The sequence below is a fragment of the Streptomyces sp. NPDC088746 genome (assembly GCF_044751065.1).
In the GTDB taxonomy this organism is placed as follows: domain Bacteria; phylum Actinomycetota; class Actinomycetes; order Streptomycetales; family Streptomycetaceae; genus Streptomyces.
This window is the reverse complement of the sequence record NZ_JBIVLA010000003.1, coordinates 948487-964264: the sequence shown is the minus strand read 5'-3', so window position 1 is coordinate 964264 and position 15778 is coordinate 948487. Positions and strand designations below refer to the sequence as shown.

Sequence of the window (15778 nt, the reverse complement as noted above, 5' to 3'; positions counted from 1 at the left end):
TACTCCATTGCACTAGTGCATACTAATGTTTGTGCTAGGAGAGTATCGGATCAGTGGGCGGCGTGCATCCGACATTGCCGCGAGTGTGGAGCGCGGTGTCGCGTCGGGCGACCTCGCGCCCCGCCATGTCCTGCCACCCATGCGGGAGTTGGCGACCTTGCTGGGGGTGAATCCGAATACGGTGGCCGCCGCCTACCGGACCCTTCGCGAGCGTGGAGTGATCGAGACCGCGGGGCGCCGGGGCAGCCGGGTGCGGCCGAGGCCCGCGAGTACGTCGCGTGGATCGCTGCGGGTGGAGGCTCCTCCGGGCGTCCGTGACCTGGGTGACGGCAACCCCGACCCGGCCCTGCTGCCCGGCCTCGGGGAGGCGCTGGCGGCGGCCGCGGAGGCGTACGGCCGAGGGCCTCGCCTCTACGGGGACGCGGCCGTGGTGCCCCGGCTGGCGGAGCTCGCGCGGGCCGGCCTGGACGCCGACGGTGTGCCCGCCGGACCGGTGGCGGTCACCTCCGGGTCCCTCGACGCGATCGAGCGAGTGCTCGCCGCGCACCTCAGGCCCGGTGACGCGGTCGCCGTCGAGGACCCGGGGTGGGGCGCGCTGCTGGATCTCGTCCCGGCGCTCGGGATGCGCGTCGTGCCGGTCGCCCTGGACGACGACGGCCCTCTGCCGGGCGAGGTGGAGCGAGCCCTGCGGGACGGTGCCAGGGCCCTGGTGGTGACCGACCGGGCGCAGAACCCGACCGGTGCGTCGGTGAGCAGCCGGAGGGCCGCCGAGCTTCGGTCCGTTCTCGCGGAGTACCCCGGTGTGCTCCTGATCGAGGACGACCACGGCCACGCCATCGTCGACCTGCCGGTGCACCCGCTCGCCGGCGTCACGGAGCGCTGGGCCTTCGTGCGATCGGTCTCCAAGGCGTACGGACCCGACCTGCGGCTCGCCGTGCTCACCGGCGACGGGCTCACGGTGGACCGGGTGACGGGACGTCAGCGGCTGGGGCCCGGCTGGGTCAGCGGCCTGCTGCAGTGGACCGTGGCGCACCTGTGGGCGACAGGGGCCGTCGACACGGCAGTGGTCGCCGACTCCTACGGGCGGCGCAGGGACGCGCTCGTACGGGCCCTGGGGGAGCGGGGGATCGCGGCGTACGGGCGGACCGGGATGAACGTGTGGGTCCCTGTGAGCGACGAGACCGGCGCGGTGGCCCGGATGCTGCACTCGGGCTGGGCCGTGGCCCCTGGGGCCCGGTTCCGTATGACCTCGCCGCAGGGGGTGCGACTGACCGTCTCGTCGCTGTCCGCCGCCGACGTCGAGCCGCTGGCCGACGCGGTGGCGGCAGCGGTGCCGCCCGCCCGCCCGGTCAGTTACGGCTGAGCGGTCCGGCGGGAGGGGGCGCGTCGGCCGGCCCCCCGGGCCCGGCCCTGGGTGAGGGCCGCGCCCGCGAGGACCACCAGGGCCCCCACCGGGGTGTTCCAGCTCAACCGCTCGCCGAGCAGGGTCACTCCGGCGGCCGTGGCGATCACGGGGATGAAGTAGGTGACCATCTGCGCGGTCGTGGGCCCGACTTCCTGGACGAGGCCGTACTGCAGGAGGACGGCGAGTCCGGTTCCGAGCGCCCCCAGGGCGGCCACCGCGAGCGTGGGCAGCACCGGGAAGCGGTCGGGAACCGAGGTGAACAGCGGTGTGACGAGAGCGAGTTGCAGGGTGCCGAGAAAGAGCTGACTGCCCGTCAGTGCAAGGGTGGAGGAGCCAGTCCCCGCCAGGGTGCGCCGGACATAGATCCAGCCGACGGGATAGCTGAGCGAGGCCAGCAGAGCCATCGCCGTACCGGTCACGTCCAGGCCCGAGAAGCCCTGCCACGCGCCCAGCACCGTCAGTACGCCGATGAAGCCCACCCCGAGCCCCGCGACCCGGCGGCGGGTGGGCCGGTCCTCGGAGAGCGCGACGAGGGAGAGCGCCATGCCCCACAGGGGCGAGGTCGCGTTGCAGATCCCGGCGAGCGTGGACGGGATGGTCAGCTCGGCGTACGCGAAGAGCGAGAACGGCAGGGCGTTGAGGAAGAACGCGGCGACGAACAGGTGAACCCAGGTCCGGCCGGAGCGGGGCAGGCGCTCACGGCGCACCGCCATCGCGGCGGCGAGGACCGCGGTCCCGGCCAGCAGCCTGCCGAAGGTCACCTGGAACGGGGCGTACCCGTCGGTGCCGACCTTGATCAGCAGGAAGCTGAACCCCCAGATGAGCGACAGCGCCGTGAAGCGGACACGCCAGTCCAGGGCCCGTCGCCGCGTCGGGGGCGCGGGTGTGGAGATGGCGGGGGCAGGCACGGTTCTCGGTGCGGTGGGAGCGCTCATGACTCAACCATGCCGAGCGAGACCGCGTAGAACAAGTGAGAATTTGTGGGCTGGTTGACGTAGCATTGCTTACATGTTGAACCTGGAGCGCCTGCGGACGCTGGATGCCCTGGCCCGGCACGGCTCGGTGAGCGGTGCGGCCGACGGTCTTCACGTCACCACCTCGGCCGTCTCCCAGCAGATGGCCAAGCTGGAACGCGAGGTGGGGCAGCAGCTCCTGGCCAAGAACGGACGGGGGATCCGTCTCACCGACGCCGGCCGGCTGCTGGCGGACCACGCCGCGAAGATCCTTTCGCAGGTGGAGGTGGCCCAGTCCGACATCGAGGCGCAGCGGGGCGAGGTGGTGGGGGAGGTGCGCCTCGCGGCCTTTCCGACGGCGGCCCGGGGGCTGTTCCCCGCGGCTCTCGCCTCACTCCGCGCGGACCACCCGGAGCTCAGGCTGCGCACGACGGAGCTGGAGCCGGAGAGCGGAATCCGCGCGGTGCTCCGGGGGGATGCGGACCTCGCGGTGGTGCTCGACTGGAGCAACCAGCGTCTGCCGGTACCCGGAGGCCTGGCCAAGGCGGAACTCCTCGACGACGCGCCGGACATCGCCATGCCGGCCGGCCATCCCCTCGCCGGCCGGACGGAGGTGGACATCGAGGACTTCGCCGAGGACGACTGGGTCTCCTGGCCCGAGGGCGAATTCTGTTACGACTGGCTGATGTTCACCCTGCGGTCCAAGGGAATCGAACCTCGCATCGCGCACCTGGCAGGCGAGCACCACACCCAACTCGCGCTGATCGCTGCCGGATTCGGCGTATGCGTGGCGCCACGACTGGGGCGGGGGCCGGTGCCCGACGGGGTGAGCCTGGTGCCCGTACGGCAGCCGATGCGGCGTCATGTTCATGCGGTGTGGCGCGCGGACGCCGACCGGAGGCCGTCGATCAGGGCCGCCGTGGAGGCTTTGCGCGCGGCGGGCCGGGCCCTGCACACGCCGATTCCCGGAGGCCCGTGACGGTCACTCCCCGGCCGGCAGTTTCGTGAAGTCCCAGGACCTGACGGCCTGGGGTGTGAGCCGCAGCCAGGCGTGCCGATCGTCGTACGGCATGGAGTCCAGGCCGAAGTACTTCGACGCGAACAGCCTTTCAGGTGCGTCCAGTTCGGCGCAGACCCGCCCGGCGCGCGGAACCTCGCCGACGAACGAGACCTCACCGGAGAGCTCCACGCCGCGCAGCTCGCCGTACTCCGTCCCGTCGTCCACCACCACGGCGGCCCTCGGGTCGCGCCGCAGCTGGGCCCAGCGCCGGCTCCGGGTGAGGGAGTACAGCCAGACGGAGGTGCCGTCCCACACGAACCAGAGGGCGCCGATGTGCGGCATGCCCTCGGGGGAGACCGTGGCGACCCGGCAGGTCCGCTGTCGCGTGAGGTAGGCGTCCCGTTCCTCGTCGGTCATCATGATCCGCCGGCCACGGCGCTGGGCAACGGTCACGGGACACCTTCCTGAGCTTCGGCCGGTTCCGGAAATCATGGGGCGTCGTCCGCGATCACGCAATGCCCCGCCCGGTGCGGCCTCTCACGCCAGAGTGATGGAGCCGCCCTCCACCCGGATCTGCTTCTCCGGCAGCGGCATCGTCGCCGGGCCGCCCGTCGCCTCGCCGGTCGCCGCGTCGAACGTGCTGTTGTGGCACGGGCAGGTGATCACGCCGTCGGCGATCCCCTTCACCGCGCAGCCCTGGTGGGTGCACTTCGAGGAGAAGGCCTTGAACTCACCGGCCTTGGGCTGCGTCACCACCACCCCCTGGTCGGCGAAGACGACGCCTCCGCCCTCGGGGATGTCGGCTGTCCGGGCGAGGGGCGCGCCGCCGTTCGCACCGTCCCCCTCCCCGGCCGGTTCGACCGTGTCCGAACCGCCGGAGTCCTTGGATCCGCCTCCGCACGCGGTGAGAGCGACGGCCAGTCCCGTCGCCCCGACCGCGACGACGGCACGACGCCCTACGTGGATCTGGCTCTCCTGCGATGCGCTCATGCCCAGCTTTCCCTTCGTCGGAGTACGAGACGCCGGGTGAGCACGACGTCAGGTGTGGATACGGATCCTCGCAGCAGCGCGTTCAGCCGCGGGGCTGATTCCTCCGTACCGGCCCGGCGAGGAGCATGCCGAGGTCGACGGCATCGGCCATCGCGCGGGTGCCCGCGTCGCCGGGGTGCAGGCCGTCGCCGCTGTCGTAAGCGGGATCCAGCGTCAGCGGATCGGTGGCCGACGCGGTGGCCGCCGCGAAGTCGACCACTCCGTCGAAGGCGCCGGAGTGCCGGATCCAGTCGTTGACCGTGGTCCAGACCGCCTGGCGTTCCGGGGTCCACAAGAACGACCCGCGGAAGGGCAGCAGGGTCCCGCCGTACACCGGGACGCCCTCGGCGCGCGCCTTCTCGATGAACGTCCGGTACCCGGCGATGATGTCCTCGGCGGACGCGTCGAAGCCGATGTCGTTGATGCCCTCCTGCAGGATGACGGCCCTGACGCCGCTCTGACCGAGCGCGTCGCGCTCCATCCGGGACATGCCCGACGGGCCGTAGTAGGGCTCGCCGTCCCGCTCGGCGAGGAGGCGGTTGCCGCCCAGCCCCGCGTTGACCACGGCGAACGTGCGCCCCGTCCGGTCCTGCAGCCGGCGGGCGAGGTGGTCCGGATAGCGCTGGTCGGCATTGCCGGTGGTGCTCGCGGTGTCGGTGATGGAATCCCCGAAGGCGACCACGGCACCGGCCGTACGGGCGCTCCCGCGTACGTCGACGCCGCTCACCAGCATCCAGCAGGGGGTGTCCGAGTAGGGGGCGCCCGACGTGTCGCCGGCCGCGTCCCCGGCGGCGAGGTAGTTCCCCTGGGCGGTGAACGGATGGTTGGTCACCGGGCCCGTGGCCTCGTCCACGTGGACGCTGACCAGCAGCCTGGACAGGGCCTCCACCTGCATCGGAACGGGGTCGCTGAAGAGGTCCTCACCCGCTGCGATCGTGGTGTCCCGGCGGCCGTCGAAGGTCAGGGCGCGCAGCGTGCCCGGCACGGCCGCGGCCCCGGACCGCTGGAGCGCGACCGTGACACGGTCCACGCTCACCGGCCGTGTGCCGAAGGTGTTGGCGAGCCGGACCCGGACGCCGGCACCGCCGGCGCTGACGAAGAGCACGTTGCGGACGGTCCGGTTCTCCAGTCCCGATCCGGCGGGGCAGGTGCTGCCGGGTATCTCACTGCCTGCCACCTGGCTCGCACCCCAGGCGGCGACCCACTTCCCGCCGGGGCCGTGGGCGGAGGCGTGCGGCACCTGTGCGAGGGAGAGGGCGACGGCGCTCGCGGTGGCGAGGGCCAGCCGCGTGGCGGCGGAGGGGCGTGAGCGCATCGGCGTACTCCTTCGTGCGGTGCGTCGACGGCGGCGCCCTGCACCGCCTCGGAGGGGGCCCGGCAACGTTGTCACCCGGCCGGACGGGTCTGCTGTCATGCAGCAGACCGGAGCCGGCGCGGGAGCACAAGGGCTCTTCGAGTCAGGTGGGACACCTGGTGTCCGACTGCCACCCCCGCGCCGGTTCCCTGCGGCCCGGCGCTCCGCCTCAGCCGCGCAGGCGTACCGGCAGCGCCCTCACGCTGTTGCCCACGAAGGAGGCGTGGCGCGGCAGTTCGGCCTCCGGGACGGCGAGGTCCAGGTCGGGGAAGCGCGCGAACAGCTGCGCGAGCGCCGCGGTTCCCTCCATCCGGGCCAGCGGGGCGCCCATGCAGTAGTGCGCGCCGTGTCCGAGCGAGAGGTGCCGGGTCCCGCTGCCACGGGTGATGTCGAACCGGTCGGCATCCGGGCCGTGGGCCTTCCTGTCGCGGCCCGCCGCGGAGTAACCGGCCAGCACCGGTGTCCCCTTGGGGATGACGGTGCCGCCGAGCGTCAGGTCGCGGGTCGGGTAGCGGAACGGGAAGTAGCTGACCGGGCTGTCCCAGCGCAGTGTCTCCTCCACCACGTCATCCCAGCTCGCCCCGCCCGACCGGACCAGGTCGAGCTGATCCCGGTGGGCGCACAGGGCACGTACGGCGTTGGTGATCAGATTGAGCGTCGTCTCGTGTCCGGCGATGATCGTGAGCATCAGGGTGCCGATCAGTTCGTGCGGGCCCAGCCGGTCGCCGTCGGTCTCCCGGGCCGCGATCAGCGCGCTGATGAGGTCGTCCCCGGGATTCTCCGTGCGGGCGGCCGCCACAGCGCTGAGCACCTCCACCATCTCCCGGTTGGCCGCCATGGCCTCGGCGGGGGCTATGTCGGTGGCGACGATGCGGTTGGACAGGTGGTGCAGCCGGTCGTGGTGTTCCGCTTCCACGCCCAGGAGTTCGCAGATGACACCCATGGGGAGCGGCAACGCGAAGTGCGCGCGCAGGTCGGCGACACCGTCACCGGCGACCGCGGCGCGGTCGAGACCGTCCAGGAGCGACGCCGTCAACGCCTCCACACGGGGCCGGAGTTCCTCCACGCGGCGCGCGGTGAAGGCCTTGCTCATCAGGGACCGCAGCCTCCGGTGGTCCGCGCCGTCGGCGGTTGTCATCCCCTGGACCGTCGCGAACGTCTTCAGCGGCCAGCCGTCGGCGATCCGACCCGCTTGGAGCGCGGCGAAGTGCCGCGCGTCCTTGGCGACTTCGGGGTGCGCGAGGAACTCCTTGAGGGCGTCATGCCCCAGAACCGCCATACCCTCGACCTCGCCGGGCAGGATCACCGCGGTGACGGCGCCCTCGGACAGCAGGCGGGCGTTGGCCGCGTGCGGGCAGCCGCCGGACGGGTCCATGCGGTGCGGGCTGCCGGGTGAGGAGTTCACCGGTGACGTGTTCAACTGGGCTCCTTCTCGAAGATGCTTCCATCCGCTCGCGTGACAAGCGGATGATGCCAGTCGCGACCCGCTGCAGATACGGGTGGGTGTTGACATGGCCACAGTCGAAGTTCATAGTTCTATTGTTGGCGAACTATTAAATGAGACCGAAGTGGCTGTGGCCCGGGCGAATCGGCTCGTCCAGGCGCTGCCCGTGAGAAGGAAGGAGTGAGCCGTTGGACCGCTACGGGGTGACGATCCCCCTCCAGACCGTTCCTCTGTCCGCACACCGTCGCATCATCGAGGAGCTCCCCGACCTCGGCTACACGGACGCCTGGACCGGCGAGGCCGCGGGCTACGACGGCTTCACCCCGCTCGCGCTGGCCGCCGCATGGGCACCGGAGCTGAGGGTGGGAACCGCCGTGCTGCCGGTGCAGACGCGCGGCCCGGCCCTGCTGGCGATGACGGTGGCGACGCTGGCGGAGGCCGCCCCCGGGCGGGTCGTGGTCGGGGTGGGATCGTCGGGGCCTCCGTTCGTCACGCGCATCAACGGCATCCCCTTCGAGCATCCCTACCGAAGGGTCCGCGACACGGTGCGCTTCCTCAAGGCGGCCCTGGACGGGGAGTACGTGTCGGGGGACTTCGACTCGTTCAGCATCGAAGGCTTCCGCGTCGCCTCCGTACCCGACCCGGCACCTCCTGTCCTCATCGGTGCCCTGCGGCCGCAGATGCTGCGGCTCGCCGGGCGGGAGGCCGACGGCCTCGTCACCAACTTCCTCGCCGTGGAAGACCTTCCCCAGGTGGTGGAGGCGATGGGTCCCGAGGGCAAGGTGAAGGAAGTGGTCGCGCGGATCTTCGTCTGCCCGACCCGGGACAAGGGCTACGCCCGGGCGCAGGGCCGGGCGATGCTGGGCGGGATCCTCAACGCGCGGACCTACTCGGCCTTCCATGACTGGCTCGGACGGGGCGAGGTGCTGGAGCCCTCCAGGCGGGCCTGGGCTGCCGGTGACTTCAGGGGCGCCGCCGCGGCCGTACCGGACCGGCTCGTGGACGAGCTCCTCGTCCACGGCAGCCCGGAGGAGTGCCGCGCGCATGTACAGCGCTATGTCGAGGCCGGTGTGGTCACACCGCTGCTCGCCGTGAGCCCCGCGCCCGAGTTCGGTGCCGGCCCCGACGGCATGCTGCGTGCCCTGCGGGCCCTGGCGCCGGTTTCCTGAACCGGCGACCGGCGCCGCCCGCCGCCCGGCCACTCACTTGACTTCGAGGATCTTGGAGATCAGGCGGGTGAGTGTCTTGCGCTCCGCGGGGGTGAGTGCCTGGAAGGCACGGTCCAGCAGGCGCGGCACCCCGCTCTCGACCTCGGCCAGGGCGACCAGCCCGTCCGCCGTCAGTGTGATGGCGTTGGCCCGCCGGTCCTTGGGGTGCCGCTCGCGGCGTACGAGCCCCGAGTCCTCCAGGCCGTCGATGCAGCCGACCATCACGCTGCGGTCGATGCGCAGCTGCTCGCTCAGCTCCTGCTGCGAACACGGCCCCACGTCGCTGAGCATTTTCAGCACCAGGTGCTGGGCCACCGAGACCTTGTAGCCGGTGAGTTCGACGTCGATGGCTCGGGCCACCACGGTCGTGGCCCGGCACATGGCGATGTCCGGACGGTCGAGGGCGAGCGTGGAGAAGTACTGCCGGCGTGCGCTGTCGTCGGAAGCCCTGCTCGGCGAGGTCCGGCGGGTTCGCGGCGGGTTGGTCGTCATCCGGGCTCCCTCGTGTGCAGCTGCTGTCATCCTGACCGCTGCATAGTGGGTGTCAAGATTATTTTTCTTTCTACTTTACGGTCAAGTCTAACGCGTGCGCGGCCGTAGCGCGGTGGGCGGCACCGCGGTGCCGCCCTGGACGGCCGAAGTGCGGCCGGGCTCCCCGAGCCCATCACCGCACTTCGGTCCGCGATCAGATGTGTCCCGCCGTCACCAGTCCACGGGAAGGGCCCTGGGGCGCACGGTCAGCAGTCCGCCGATCCACTCCACCTGCTCCGCGGGAACGGCCAGACGCAGCGAGGGAAGCCGCTTCGCGAGCGTCCCGAAGGCCGACTGGAGTTCCACCCGGGCGACGCCGACGCCAGGGCAGTAGTGGTGGCCGTGCCCGAAGGCGAGGTGCGTGGCGTCGGTGCGGGTGAGGTCCAGCGTCTCCGGTGCGGAGACCCGCCTGGTGTCACGGCCGGCGGCGTGCATCACCGGGATGACGCCCTCGCCCTTGGCCACCTTGGTCCCGGCGATCTCGACGTCCTCCGTCGCGATGCGCATGAAGCCGATCTCGGAGGGAGGCGCGTAGCGCAGGAGTTCCTCGGTGGCCCCGGGGAGCACGTCGGGGTTGTCGACCAGCAGACGCCACTGGTCGGGATGGCGCAGCAGCTGGAACAGGCTGCGTGAGATCGCGCTCACGGTCGTGTCGTGGCCGGCGACGAGCAGGTTGATGCCCAGCCAGACCAGCTCGCGCTCGTTCAGCCGGTCGTTGTCGTCGCGGGCCGTGATGAGGGTGCTGAGCAGGTCCTCGCCCGGTTCCTCGCGGTGCTGGGCGATCAGCCCGGCCACGTATGCGGCGGACTCCTCGCGGGCGGCCAGCCGTTCCTCGGGCGTGTGCGCGGTGATGCTGACCAGCCGGTCCGTCCACTTCTGGAGCTTCGCGCGGTCCTCGACGGGGGCGCCCACCATCTCGCAGATGACCCAGATGGGCAGGGTGGCCGCGAAATCGTGGTGCAGGTCGGCGGGGCGGGGCCCGGCGATCAGCTGGTCGATCAGCTCATGGGCTATCTCCTCGATCCTGGCCCGCCACAGCTCGGCCTTGCGGGGGGTGAACGCGGGGGCGATGAGCCTGCGCAGCCGGGTGTGGTCCTGGCCCTCCTGGTTGAGGAGGTTGTACGGGTTGTCCGAGAAGTCCTCGCCGCTGACCGTGCGGACCGCCCCGGGTTCGCGCAGCGCCGCGCGGGACAGCCGCCGGTCGGACATGGCGGCCACGACCTCGTCGTAGCCGGTGACCATCCAGGCGGCGTCACCGCTGGGCAGTCGGACGCGGGAGACCGGGCACTTCGCGCGCAGTTCGGAGTACTTCTCCGGGGGTTCGCCGAGGGGGCCGAGGGGGAGCGGGTACTGGGTGAGCGAGTCGTCGGACATGCTGTCGTTCCCTTTCAGACGGTTCGGGAAGGCGCGGCTTCGGTAGTCGCGGGAGGGGCGGCGGCCGATGGCCTGGCAGGGGCCGGGGGAGGCGCGGACCTGCCCCGGCCCGAACCGAACAGGCGCATCGCGGGACGTTCCACGCAGACGTGCAGGGCCCAGGAGATCAGCAGTGACAGGGCGAACGCGGCCGTGAGCAGGCCGAACACCGTGGGTGTCGACCAGGTGCGGCCCTCGCCCAGCAGCAGGTGCCCGTGCTGGAGGAGCAGCCGGTGCACGAGGTAGAAGGCGAAGGACCACTCCCCGAGGCGGACGGCCAGGGGGCGGGCCAGCACCGAGGCCGTCCCGCGGATGTCCTTCTGGGCGACGGCTGCGATGAGCAGGCCGATGGGAACGACGGTCACGCTGGTCAGCCCGTACAGGAAGGGGAGCTGGAGCGAGACCGCGTAGGTGACGAGGACGAGCGCGGCCGCGGGCAGGACCGGGACGGGGACGGCGCGCCCGGACAGCAGCATCCTGGCCAGAAACATGCCGAAGCAGAATTCCAGCAGGCGGCCCACCGGGATCACGTACACGAACCAGAACTGCCACTCGGAGCCGGAACCGAACGGCAGTGGCGGGGAGTCCGGCAACAGCTCGGCCAGCAGCGGCAGCACGGGAACCAGGAGCGCCGTGACGGCCGCCCACACCCACAGCCGGCCGGCCTCGATGCGGCGCAGGGCCCGCAGCAGGAACGGGAAGAGCAGGTAGAAGAAGACCTCACAGGACAGTGACCAGCTCACGTCGTTGAGGCTGGAGAACACGTCGCGGTCGGGGAACCAGGTGTGCACCAGGAACAGGTTCGGGAGCGCCTGGCGCAGCTGTGCCGGTGCGCCGGCCGCGGCCACCAGGACGAGCGCGGCGGCCCAGGTGACGATGTGCAGTGGGTAGACCTTGGCGGCCCGGCGCCGCCAGAAGCCCGGCACCGTGTCCCGGGGGCGGGCCGACCATGTGAGGACGAACCCGCTGAGGACGAAGAAGAAGCTCACGCCCAGCCATCCCGCGTTCATGACCGTGTCCGCGTACGCCTGGCCGAAGCCGGTGTCGCTGAACGGTGCCTCCAGGGAGGCGTGGAAGGCGAAGACGAACAGAACGGCGACGAAGCGCAGGCCCGTGAGGGACGGAAGTCGGGACAGGCCCGACGGCCCGCGCGGATCCGTGGTCATGAAGGCACTCCGGATCTAGAAGGCCAGTATTCTAAAGTTCGCTAAGTATCGAAGCATAGGGTGAACTCCGCTCGTGTGCAAGGGAGTTGGGGATGCGCAGACCGCCGGGGCGCGGCCGGTGAGCGGCCGCGCCCCGGCGCCAGGTGCTACGGCGTTCTCACGCCGCCTTCTCGGCCGCCTGGTGGGCGTGGGCGACGGCCTGGAGGCGATTCTTCACGCCGAGTTTGCGGAGAATATTGGAGACGTGGAATTTCACGGTCTTCTCGCTCAGGTAACACTCCCTGGCAATCTCCGCGTTGGACCGCCCCGCGGCCAGGTGGGAGTAGACCTCCCTCTCACGGGTGGTGAGCCGGTCCAGGGGTGAGGCGGTGCCGGGGGTGAAGAAGGGGAGATGGGGCAGTATTCCGTCGATGATTCGGACCGCTATTCCGTGGGGGAGGAATACCTCTCCCCGCGCTATCGAATGCACGGCGTCCACCAGGTCGTCGAGCGGTGCGTCATGGCAGACGAACGCGCGGACGCCCGACCGCAGATACGCGACGATGCGCTCGACGGTCGGCTCCTGTGTCACCAGCACGACTCCGGCCCGTCGCTGCCGCGTCTCCGAGGCCTGCCACGGCAGGGCGGCGGCGATGACCTCGGGGGGAGGTAAGGAAGGGTCGTCCTCCACCAGGAGGACATCGGCCTGTGGCCTGGGTTCAGGTCCTTCCGGCCCGGGCCGGCCGGGGCTGATGACGCTCATGCCCGGTGTCGAGTGCAGGGCGGCGGCGATTCCGGCGGACAGGATCGAAGGACCTCTGGGCGCAGCGACGCGTATCGGCGTGCCGGTGCGGTGGGTGGCGCAGTCGATCATTGATCCCCCTGTGGATGGCTTCGCGGAGCTGCTGCTCGCGATGGCGACCGGAGTACTGCGGGACACTGGCCGCGAGGCGTGCGGCTGGCAGATGCTAACCCGATAACCGTCTTGCATTCAATGATTTCCAGCCAGACATAACCTTGTAACATTCGCTCCGTCGCGCATTCCGCCAACGGTCACGGGGAAATCGGTTCGCGACGCCGCTTTGCAGTACGGCGCCCCTCTGCGCCACTCATACGGAACCATCTGTTCCTCCTGGTCTTCGGCCCAGGTAGAGACTGGCCGCTCGGCGGAAGCCCGGAGCACGGTCGATCACAGAGGCTGGGCGCATGCCAAATCGATTTGCGTCGGAGAGTGCCCTGTGACCGCACAGACCCACGACGTCGGGATCGAACTCGACGGTCGATCGCTCACCCTGCGCGACGTCGTACGACTGGCCCGCCCGCCCAGGGAGGGCGTGGCCCCCACCGTGGCGCTGGCATCCCGGGCGGTGGACGCGGCGGAACGGAGCGTGCGGCTGCGCGACCGTCTGATCGCCGACCGGAAGCCGATCTACGGTGTGACCACGGGCTTCGGGGACAGCGTCACCAATCAGATCAGCCCTGAGCGCGCCGCTCATCTACAACGGAACCTGATCCGCTATCACCTCAACGGCACGGGCCCGGACGCCGCGGACGACGTGGTCCGCGCCACGTTCCTGATCCGTGCCAACGCACTGGCCCGCGGCAACTCCGGCATCCGCCCCCTGGTGATCGAGCGGTTGCTCGCCCACCTGGACGCCGACATCCTGCCGCGTGTGCCCGAGAGGGGCTCCCTGGGGGCCAGCGGGGACCTGGTGCCGCTCTGTTACGTGGCCTCCGTCCTGCTGGGCGAGGGCGACGTGCTCTACGGCAAGCGGATCGTGCCGGCCTCCGAGGCCCAGAGGGAGGCGGGCATCGCGCCCCTCGACCTGGAGGCCAAGGAGGGGCTGGCGCTCATCAACGGGACGTCGTTCACCACCGCGTTCGCCGTCCTCGCCGCGCACGACGCCGTGAGCATCGCCCGGACCGCCGAGATCGTCACCGCGTTCATCAGCGAGGCGCTGTTGGGCAACGCCTCCCACTTCGCCGCGTTCCTCCACGACGCCAAGCCCCACCCCGGCCAGGTCGCGACGGCCAGGGAAGTACGGCGGATGACCGCGGAGTCGGGGCTCTCCACGACGTACGAGGAGATCCTGGACGGGACGGACCCGCTGCAGGACGACTACCGCAGGCTCGAACAGCGCATCCAGGACCACTACTCGGTGCGCTGTGCCCCGCATGTCATCGGAGTCCTCCGCGACACGCTCACCTGGGTCGAGCAGTGGCTGACCACGGAGATCAACGCCTCCACGGACAACCCGCTCTTCGCGGTGGAGGAGGAGCGGGTGCACCACGGCGGCAACTTCTACGCCGGACACGTCGCCCAGGCGATGGACAGTCTCAAGATTGCGACCGCGAACGTGGCAGACCTCCTGGACCGGCAGCTGGCGCTCGTCGTGGACCCGAAGTTCAACGCGGGGCTGCCGGCCAACCTCGTACCCCCCTCCCTGAGCGACGAGGCCGGACTGCACCACGGATTCAAGGGCATGCAGATCGCCGCTTCCGCCATCACCGCCGAGGCCCTCAAGACCGCCGCTCCGGCCAGTGTGTTCTCCCGCTCCACCGAAGCCCACAACCAGGACAAGGTGAGCATGGGCACACTCGCCGCGCGCGACGCCCGCACCGTGAACGAACTGACGGGCCAGGTCGCGGCGATCGCCCTGCTCGCGGGCGCCCAGGCCATCGACCTCAGGGGCCGCGAGAACGCGGCCCCCTGGGTCCGGCGCGTGCACGACGTCGTGCGCGCCCACGTCCCGTTCACCGACGGCGACCGGCGCATGGACGGAGACATCGCCGCGGTCGGCGAGCTCATTCTCGACGGCAGCCTGGCCCGCGCGGCCGGCTTCACCTCCGACAAGGACACCGATGTTGCTGCTGCGTGACTCCCACATCGAGCACACACTCCTGGCCACCGCCCGGGCGCACACCGATCTCGTCCGCGACAGCCACGCGGGCACCCCCGAACCCGGCGCCCTGGGCAGGAAGTTCTCCGCCACCCTGCTGGCCGCCGCCGACTCCGGCCTCTACGAGCGCGACACGCTCGCGGACCTCACGAAGAAGGCAGAGGCGACGGCCCCGGAGACGGTCATCGCGGACCTCCTGCCCCAGCTGCCGTTCCTGCCCAAGCAGAGCCTGAGCTCCGGCGGACACAAGGCGTTCACCCGCGACCTGTCGGAGTTCCTCCACTACTACGAGTCCTCCGGCACGACGGGCAACCCGGTGGCGGCGCCGAAGGCCCTCGACGACCTGATCGTGAACACCATCAACATCGGGGAGCAGTGGGCCCGCATCCTCGACCGGAGCGACCGGGCGCTCATCCTGATCAACGCCCCCTTCGCCCCCGCGGCCTACCAGTTCGAGAAGGTCCTCGAATATCTCCAGGTGATGTCCCTGCGGCCGTGGGTGGACAACATCACGGGCGACTACACCCGGGTCCTGCGACTGACCCGCGAACTCGGCGTCAACGTCTTCGTCGGGCCTCCGTCCCGCCTCCTGGAGATGGTCCAGTTCGCCTACCGCAACGACGAGCCGGTGCCCGCCTTCGACAAGCTCCTGCTCATGGCCGAGCAGACAGGACCGGGATTCATCCGGCACCTGGAGCGGCTGACCGGGGCCAAGGCCTACTCCGCCGCCTACGGCTCCTCGGAGACCGGAACCACCGCCATCACCTGCGAACAGGGCAACCTCCACCTCCAGACGCAGAGTTACGTCCTGGAACTGACCGACGACACCGGGACCCGGTTCATCGAGGGCGGCCCCGACCGCGGTGAACTCGTCGTCACCACCCTCGACATGCAAGCGAGGCCCCTGCTGCGGTACCGCACGGGCGACCTCGTCGAGATCCCGGGAACACCCTGCCCGTGCGGGGTGGCCACCCCGCTGCTGCGCACCCTCGGACGCTCCCAGGACCTGATCGTGCTGGAGGGCAACGGCATCCGGCAGAACGACTTCGAGGCCGGCCTGTGGCCGGAGGAGCACACCGGCCCGACCGTCCTGAACTACATGCTGGTGATCCGCGGTACGGCCATCGTGTGCCTGGCCACGACCGACGTGTCCGTCGACGAGGCCTGGACACGCGCGACCGCCGAACGCATCGGCGGCCTCTTCCCCGGCTACGACCTGGTGCTGCGCCCGGTGGAGACGCTCCCGCCGCTCGCCTCCCTCGGCCAGTACCTCGGCTGGAAGCTGTCGAGGGTCCTCGACCTCAACGACGCGCGCAACTGGGACAGGCTGCCCGCCCCGATCCGGGGCGTGGTGGAGGCGAGCCTCGCCGGCTTCGCCACCGCCTCCGAGAAGTGA

Annotated in this window: 14 protein-coding genes; 5 read left to right on the top strand and 9 right to left on the bottom strand. The window is 70.8% G+C overall.

Translation table 11 applies throughout. The features are described from left to right. Positions 1-31: 31 nt before the first annotated feature. Entirely contained in the window at positions 32-1363 is a 1332-nt protein-coding gene (locus ACIP63_RS18750; protein ID WP_401516869.1) for an aminotransferase class I/II-fold pyridoxal phosphate-dependent enzyme, read from the top strand. Here ACIP63_RS18750 and ACIP63_RS18745 read toward each other — a convergent pair. Then, positions 1354-2340 carry a DMT family transporter gene (locus tag ACIP63_RS18745; protein WP_401516868.1) on the bottom strand — a complete coding sequence of 329 codons (987 nt, stop codon included), beginning with the start codon at positions 2338-2340 and terminating at the stop codon, positions 1354-1356. The genes ACIP63_RS18750 and ACIP63_RS18745 overlap by 10 nt on opposite strands. A gap of 73 nt (positions 2341-2413) precedes the next feature. Here ACIP63_RS18745 and ACIP63_RS18740 point away from each other — a divergent pair, with 73 nt between their 5' ends. Further along, positions 2414-3337 (top strand): LysR family transcriptional regulator, encoded by a 924-nt coding sequence (locus tag ACIP63_RS18740; protein WP_401516866.1) that lies wholly within the window; start codon positions 2414-2416, stop codon positions 3335-3337. 3 nt (positions 3338-3340) lie between these two features. On the opposite strand, the gene ACIP63_RS18735 is transcribed toward ACIP63_RS18740, so the two are convergent. The 4 genes from ACIP63_RS18735 to ACIP63_RS18720 all read right to left on the bottom strand — a co-directional run bounded on the left by ACIP63_RS18735 (position 3341) and on the right by ACIP63_RS18720 (position 7116). Further along, positions 3341-3811: a pyridoxamine 5'-phosphate oxidase family protein gene (locus ACIP63_RS18735; RefSeq protein ID WP_401516864.1), complete on the bottom strand. Its 471-nt coding sequence runs from the start codon at positions 3809-3811 to the stop codon at positions 3341-3343. Positions 3812-3895: 84 nt separating this feature from the next. Beyond that, entirely contained in the window at positions 3896-4348 is a 453-nt protein-coding gene (locus ACIP63_RS18730) for a Rieske (2Fe-2S) protein (RefSeq protein ID WP_401516862.1), read from the bottom strand. A gap of 82 nt (positions 4349-4430) precedes the next feature. Further along, the gene (locus tag ACIP63_RS18725) at positions 4431-5702 is read right to left on the bottom strand and encodes an SGNH/GDSL hydrolase family protein (RefSeq protein ID WP_401516860.1); all 1272 of its coding nucleotides are present in this window, start codon (positions 5700-5702) and stop codon (positions 4431-4433) included. Positions 5703-5910: 208 nt separating this feature from the next. Beyond that, positions 5911-7116, bottom strand: a complete 1206-nt coding sequence (locus ACIP63_RS18720; RefSeq protein ID WP_401516949.1) for a cytochrome P450 — start codon at positions 7114-7116, stop codon at positions 5911-5913. Positions 7117-7373: 257 nt separating this feature from the next. Here ACIP63_RS18720 and ACIP63_RS18715 point away from each other — a divergent pair, with 257 nt between their 5' ends. Further along, the gene (locus ACIP63_RS18715; RefSeq protein ID WP_401516858.1) at positions 7374-8354 is read left to right on the top strand and encodes an LLM class F420-dependent oxidoreductase; all 981 of its coding nucleotides are present in this window, start codon (positions 7374-7376) and stop codon (positions 8352-8354) included. 33 nt (positions 8355-8387) lie between these two features. Here the strand turns inward: ACIP63_RS18715 and ACIP63_RS18710 are convergent, their stop codons facing one another. The 4 genes from ACIP63_RS18710 to ACIP63_RS18695 form a co-directional block, all read right to left on the bottom strand. Then, entirely contained in the window at positions 8388-8885 is a 498-nt protein-coding gene (locus tag ACIP63_RS18710; RefSeq protein ID WP_401516856.1) for a MarR family winged helix-turn-helix transcriptional regulator, read from the bottom strand. 210 nt (positions 8886-9095) lie between these two features. Continuing rightward, the gene (locus ACIP63_RS18705; RefSeq protein ID WP_401516854.1) at positions 9096-10298 is read right to left on the bottom strand and encodes a cytochrome P450; all 1203 of its coding nucleotides are present in this window, start codon (positions 10296-10298) and stop codon (positions 9096-9098) included. 14 nt (positions 10299-10312) lie between these two features. Then, positions 10313-11503, bottom strand: a complete 1191-nt coding sequence (locus tag ACIP63_RS18700) for an acyltransferase family protein (RefSeq protein ID WP_401516852.1) — start codon at positions 11501-11503, stop codon at positions 10313-10315. 157 nt (positions 11504-11660) lie between these two features. Beyond that, on the bottom strand, positions 11661-12245 hold the full coding sequence (locus ACIP63_RS18695) for a LuxR C-terminal-related transcriptional regulator (protein WP_401516850.1): 585 nt from the start codon (positions 12243-12245) through the stop codon (positions 11661-11663). A 475-nt stretch (positions 12246-12720) separates the two neighbouring features. Between ACIP63_RS18695 and hutH the strand changes: the two genes are divergently transcribed. Further along, positions 12721-14361: a histidine ammonia-lyase gene (gene hutH, locus ACIP63_RS18690; protein ID WP_401516848.1), complete on the top strand. Its 1641-nt coding sequence runs from the start codon at positions 12721-12723 to the stop codon at positions 14359-14361. Further along, positions 14345-15778 (top strand): phenylacetate--CoA ligase family protein, encoded by a 1434-nt coding sequence (locus tag ACIP63_RS18685; RefSeq protein ID WP_401516846.1) that lies wholly within the window; start codon positions 14345-14347, stop codon positions 15776-15778. Before hutH ends, ACIP63_RS18685 begins: the two co-directional genes overlap by 17 nt.

Excerpts from the sequence above, each read along its gene's own strand:
- ACIP63_RS18745 (WP_401516868.1), bottom strand. The coding sequence starts at position 2,340 with ATGAGCGCTCCCACCGCACCGAGAACCGTGCCTGCCCCCGCCATCTCC.
- ACIP63_RS18740 (WP_401516866.1), top strand. The coding sequence starts at position 2,414 with ATGTTGAACCTGGAGCGCCTGCGGACGCTGGATGCCCTGGCCCGGCAC.
- ACIP63_RS18730 (WP_401516862.1), bottom strand. The coding sequence starts at position 4,348 with ATGAGCGCATCGCAGGAGAGCCAGATCCACGTAGGGCGTCGTGCCGTC.
- ACIP63_RS18725 (WP_401516860.1), bottom strand. The coding sequence starts at position 5,702 with ATGCGCTCACGCCCCTCCGCCGCCACGCGGCTGGCCCTCGCCACCGCG.
- ACIP63_RS18720 (WP_401516949.1), bottom strand. The coding sequence starts at position 7,116 with ATGGACCCGTCCGGCGGCTGCCCGCACGCGGCCAACGCCCGCCTGCTG.
- ACIP63_RS18710 (WP_401516856.1), bottom strand. The coding sequence starts at position 8,885 with ATGACGACCAACCCGCCGCGAACCCGCCGGACCTCGCCGAGCAGGGCT.
- ACIP63_RS18705 (WP_401516854.1), bottom strand. The coding sequence starts at position 10,298 with ATGTCCGACGACTCGCTCACCCAGTACCCGCTCCCCCTCGGCCCCCTC.
- ACIP63_RS18700 (WP_401516852.1), bottom strand. The coding sequence starts at position 11,503 with ATGACCACGGATCCGCGCGGGCCGTCGGGCCTGTCCCGACTTCCGTCC.
- ACIP63_RS18695 (WP_401516850.1), bottom strand. The coding sequence starts at position 12,245 with ATGAGCGTCATCAGCCCCGGCCGGCCCGGGCCGGAAGGACCTGAACCC.
- ACIP63_RS18685 (WP_401516846.1), top strand. The coding sequence starts at position 14,345 with ATGTTGCTGCTGCGTGACTCCCACATCGAGCACACACTCCTGGCCACC.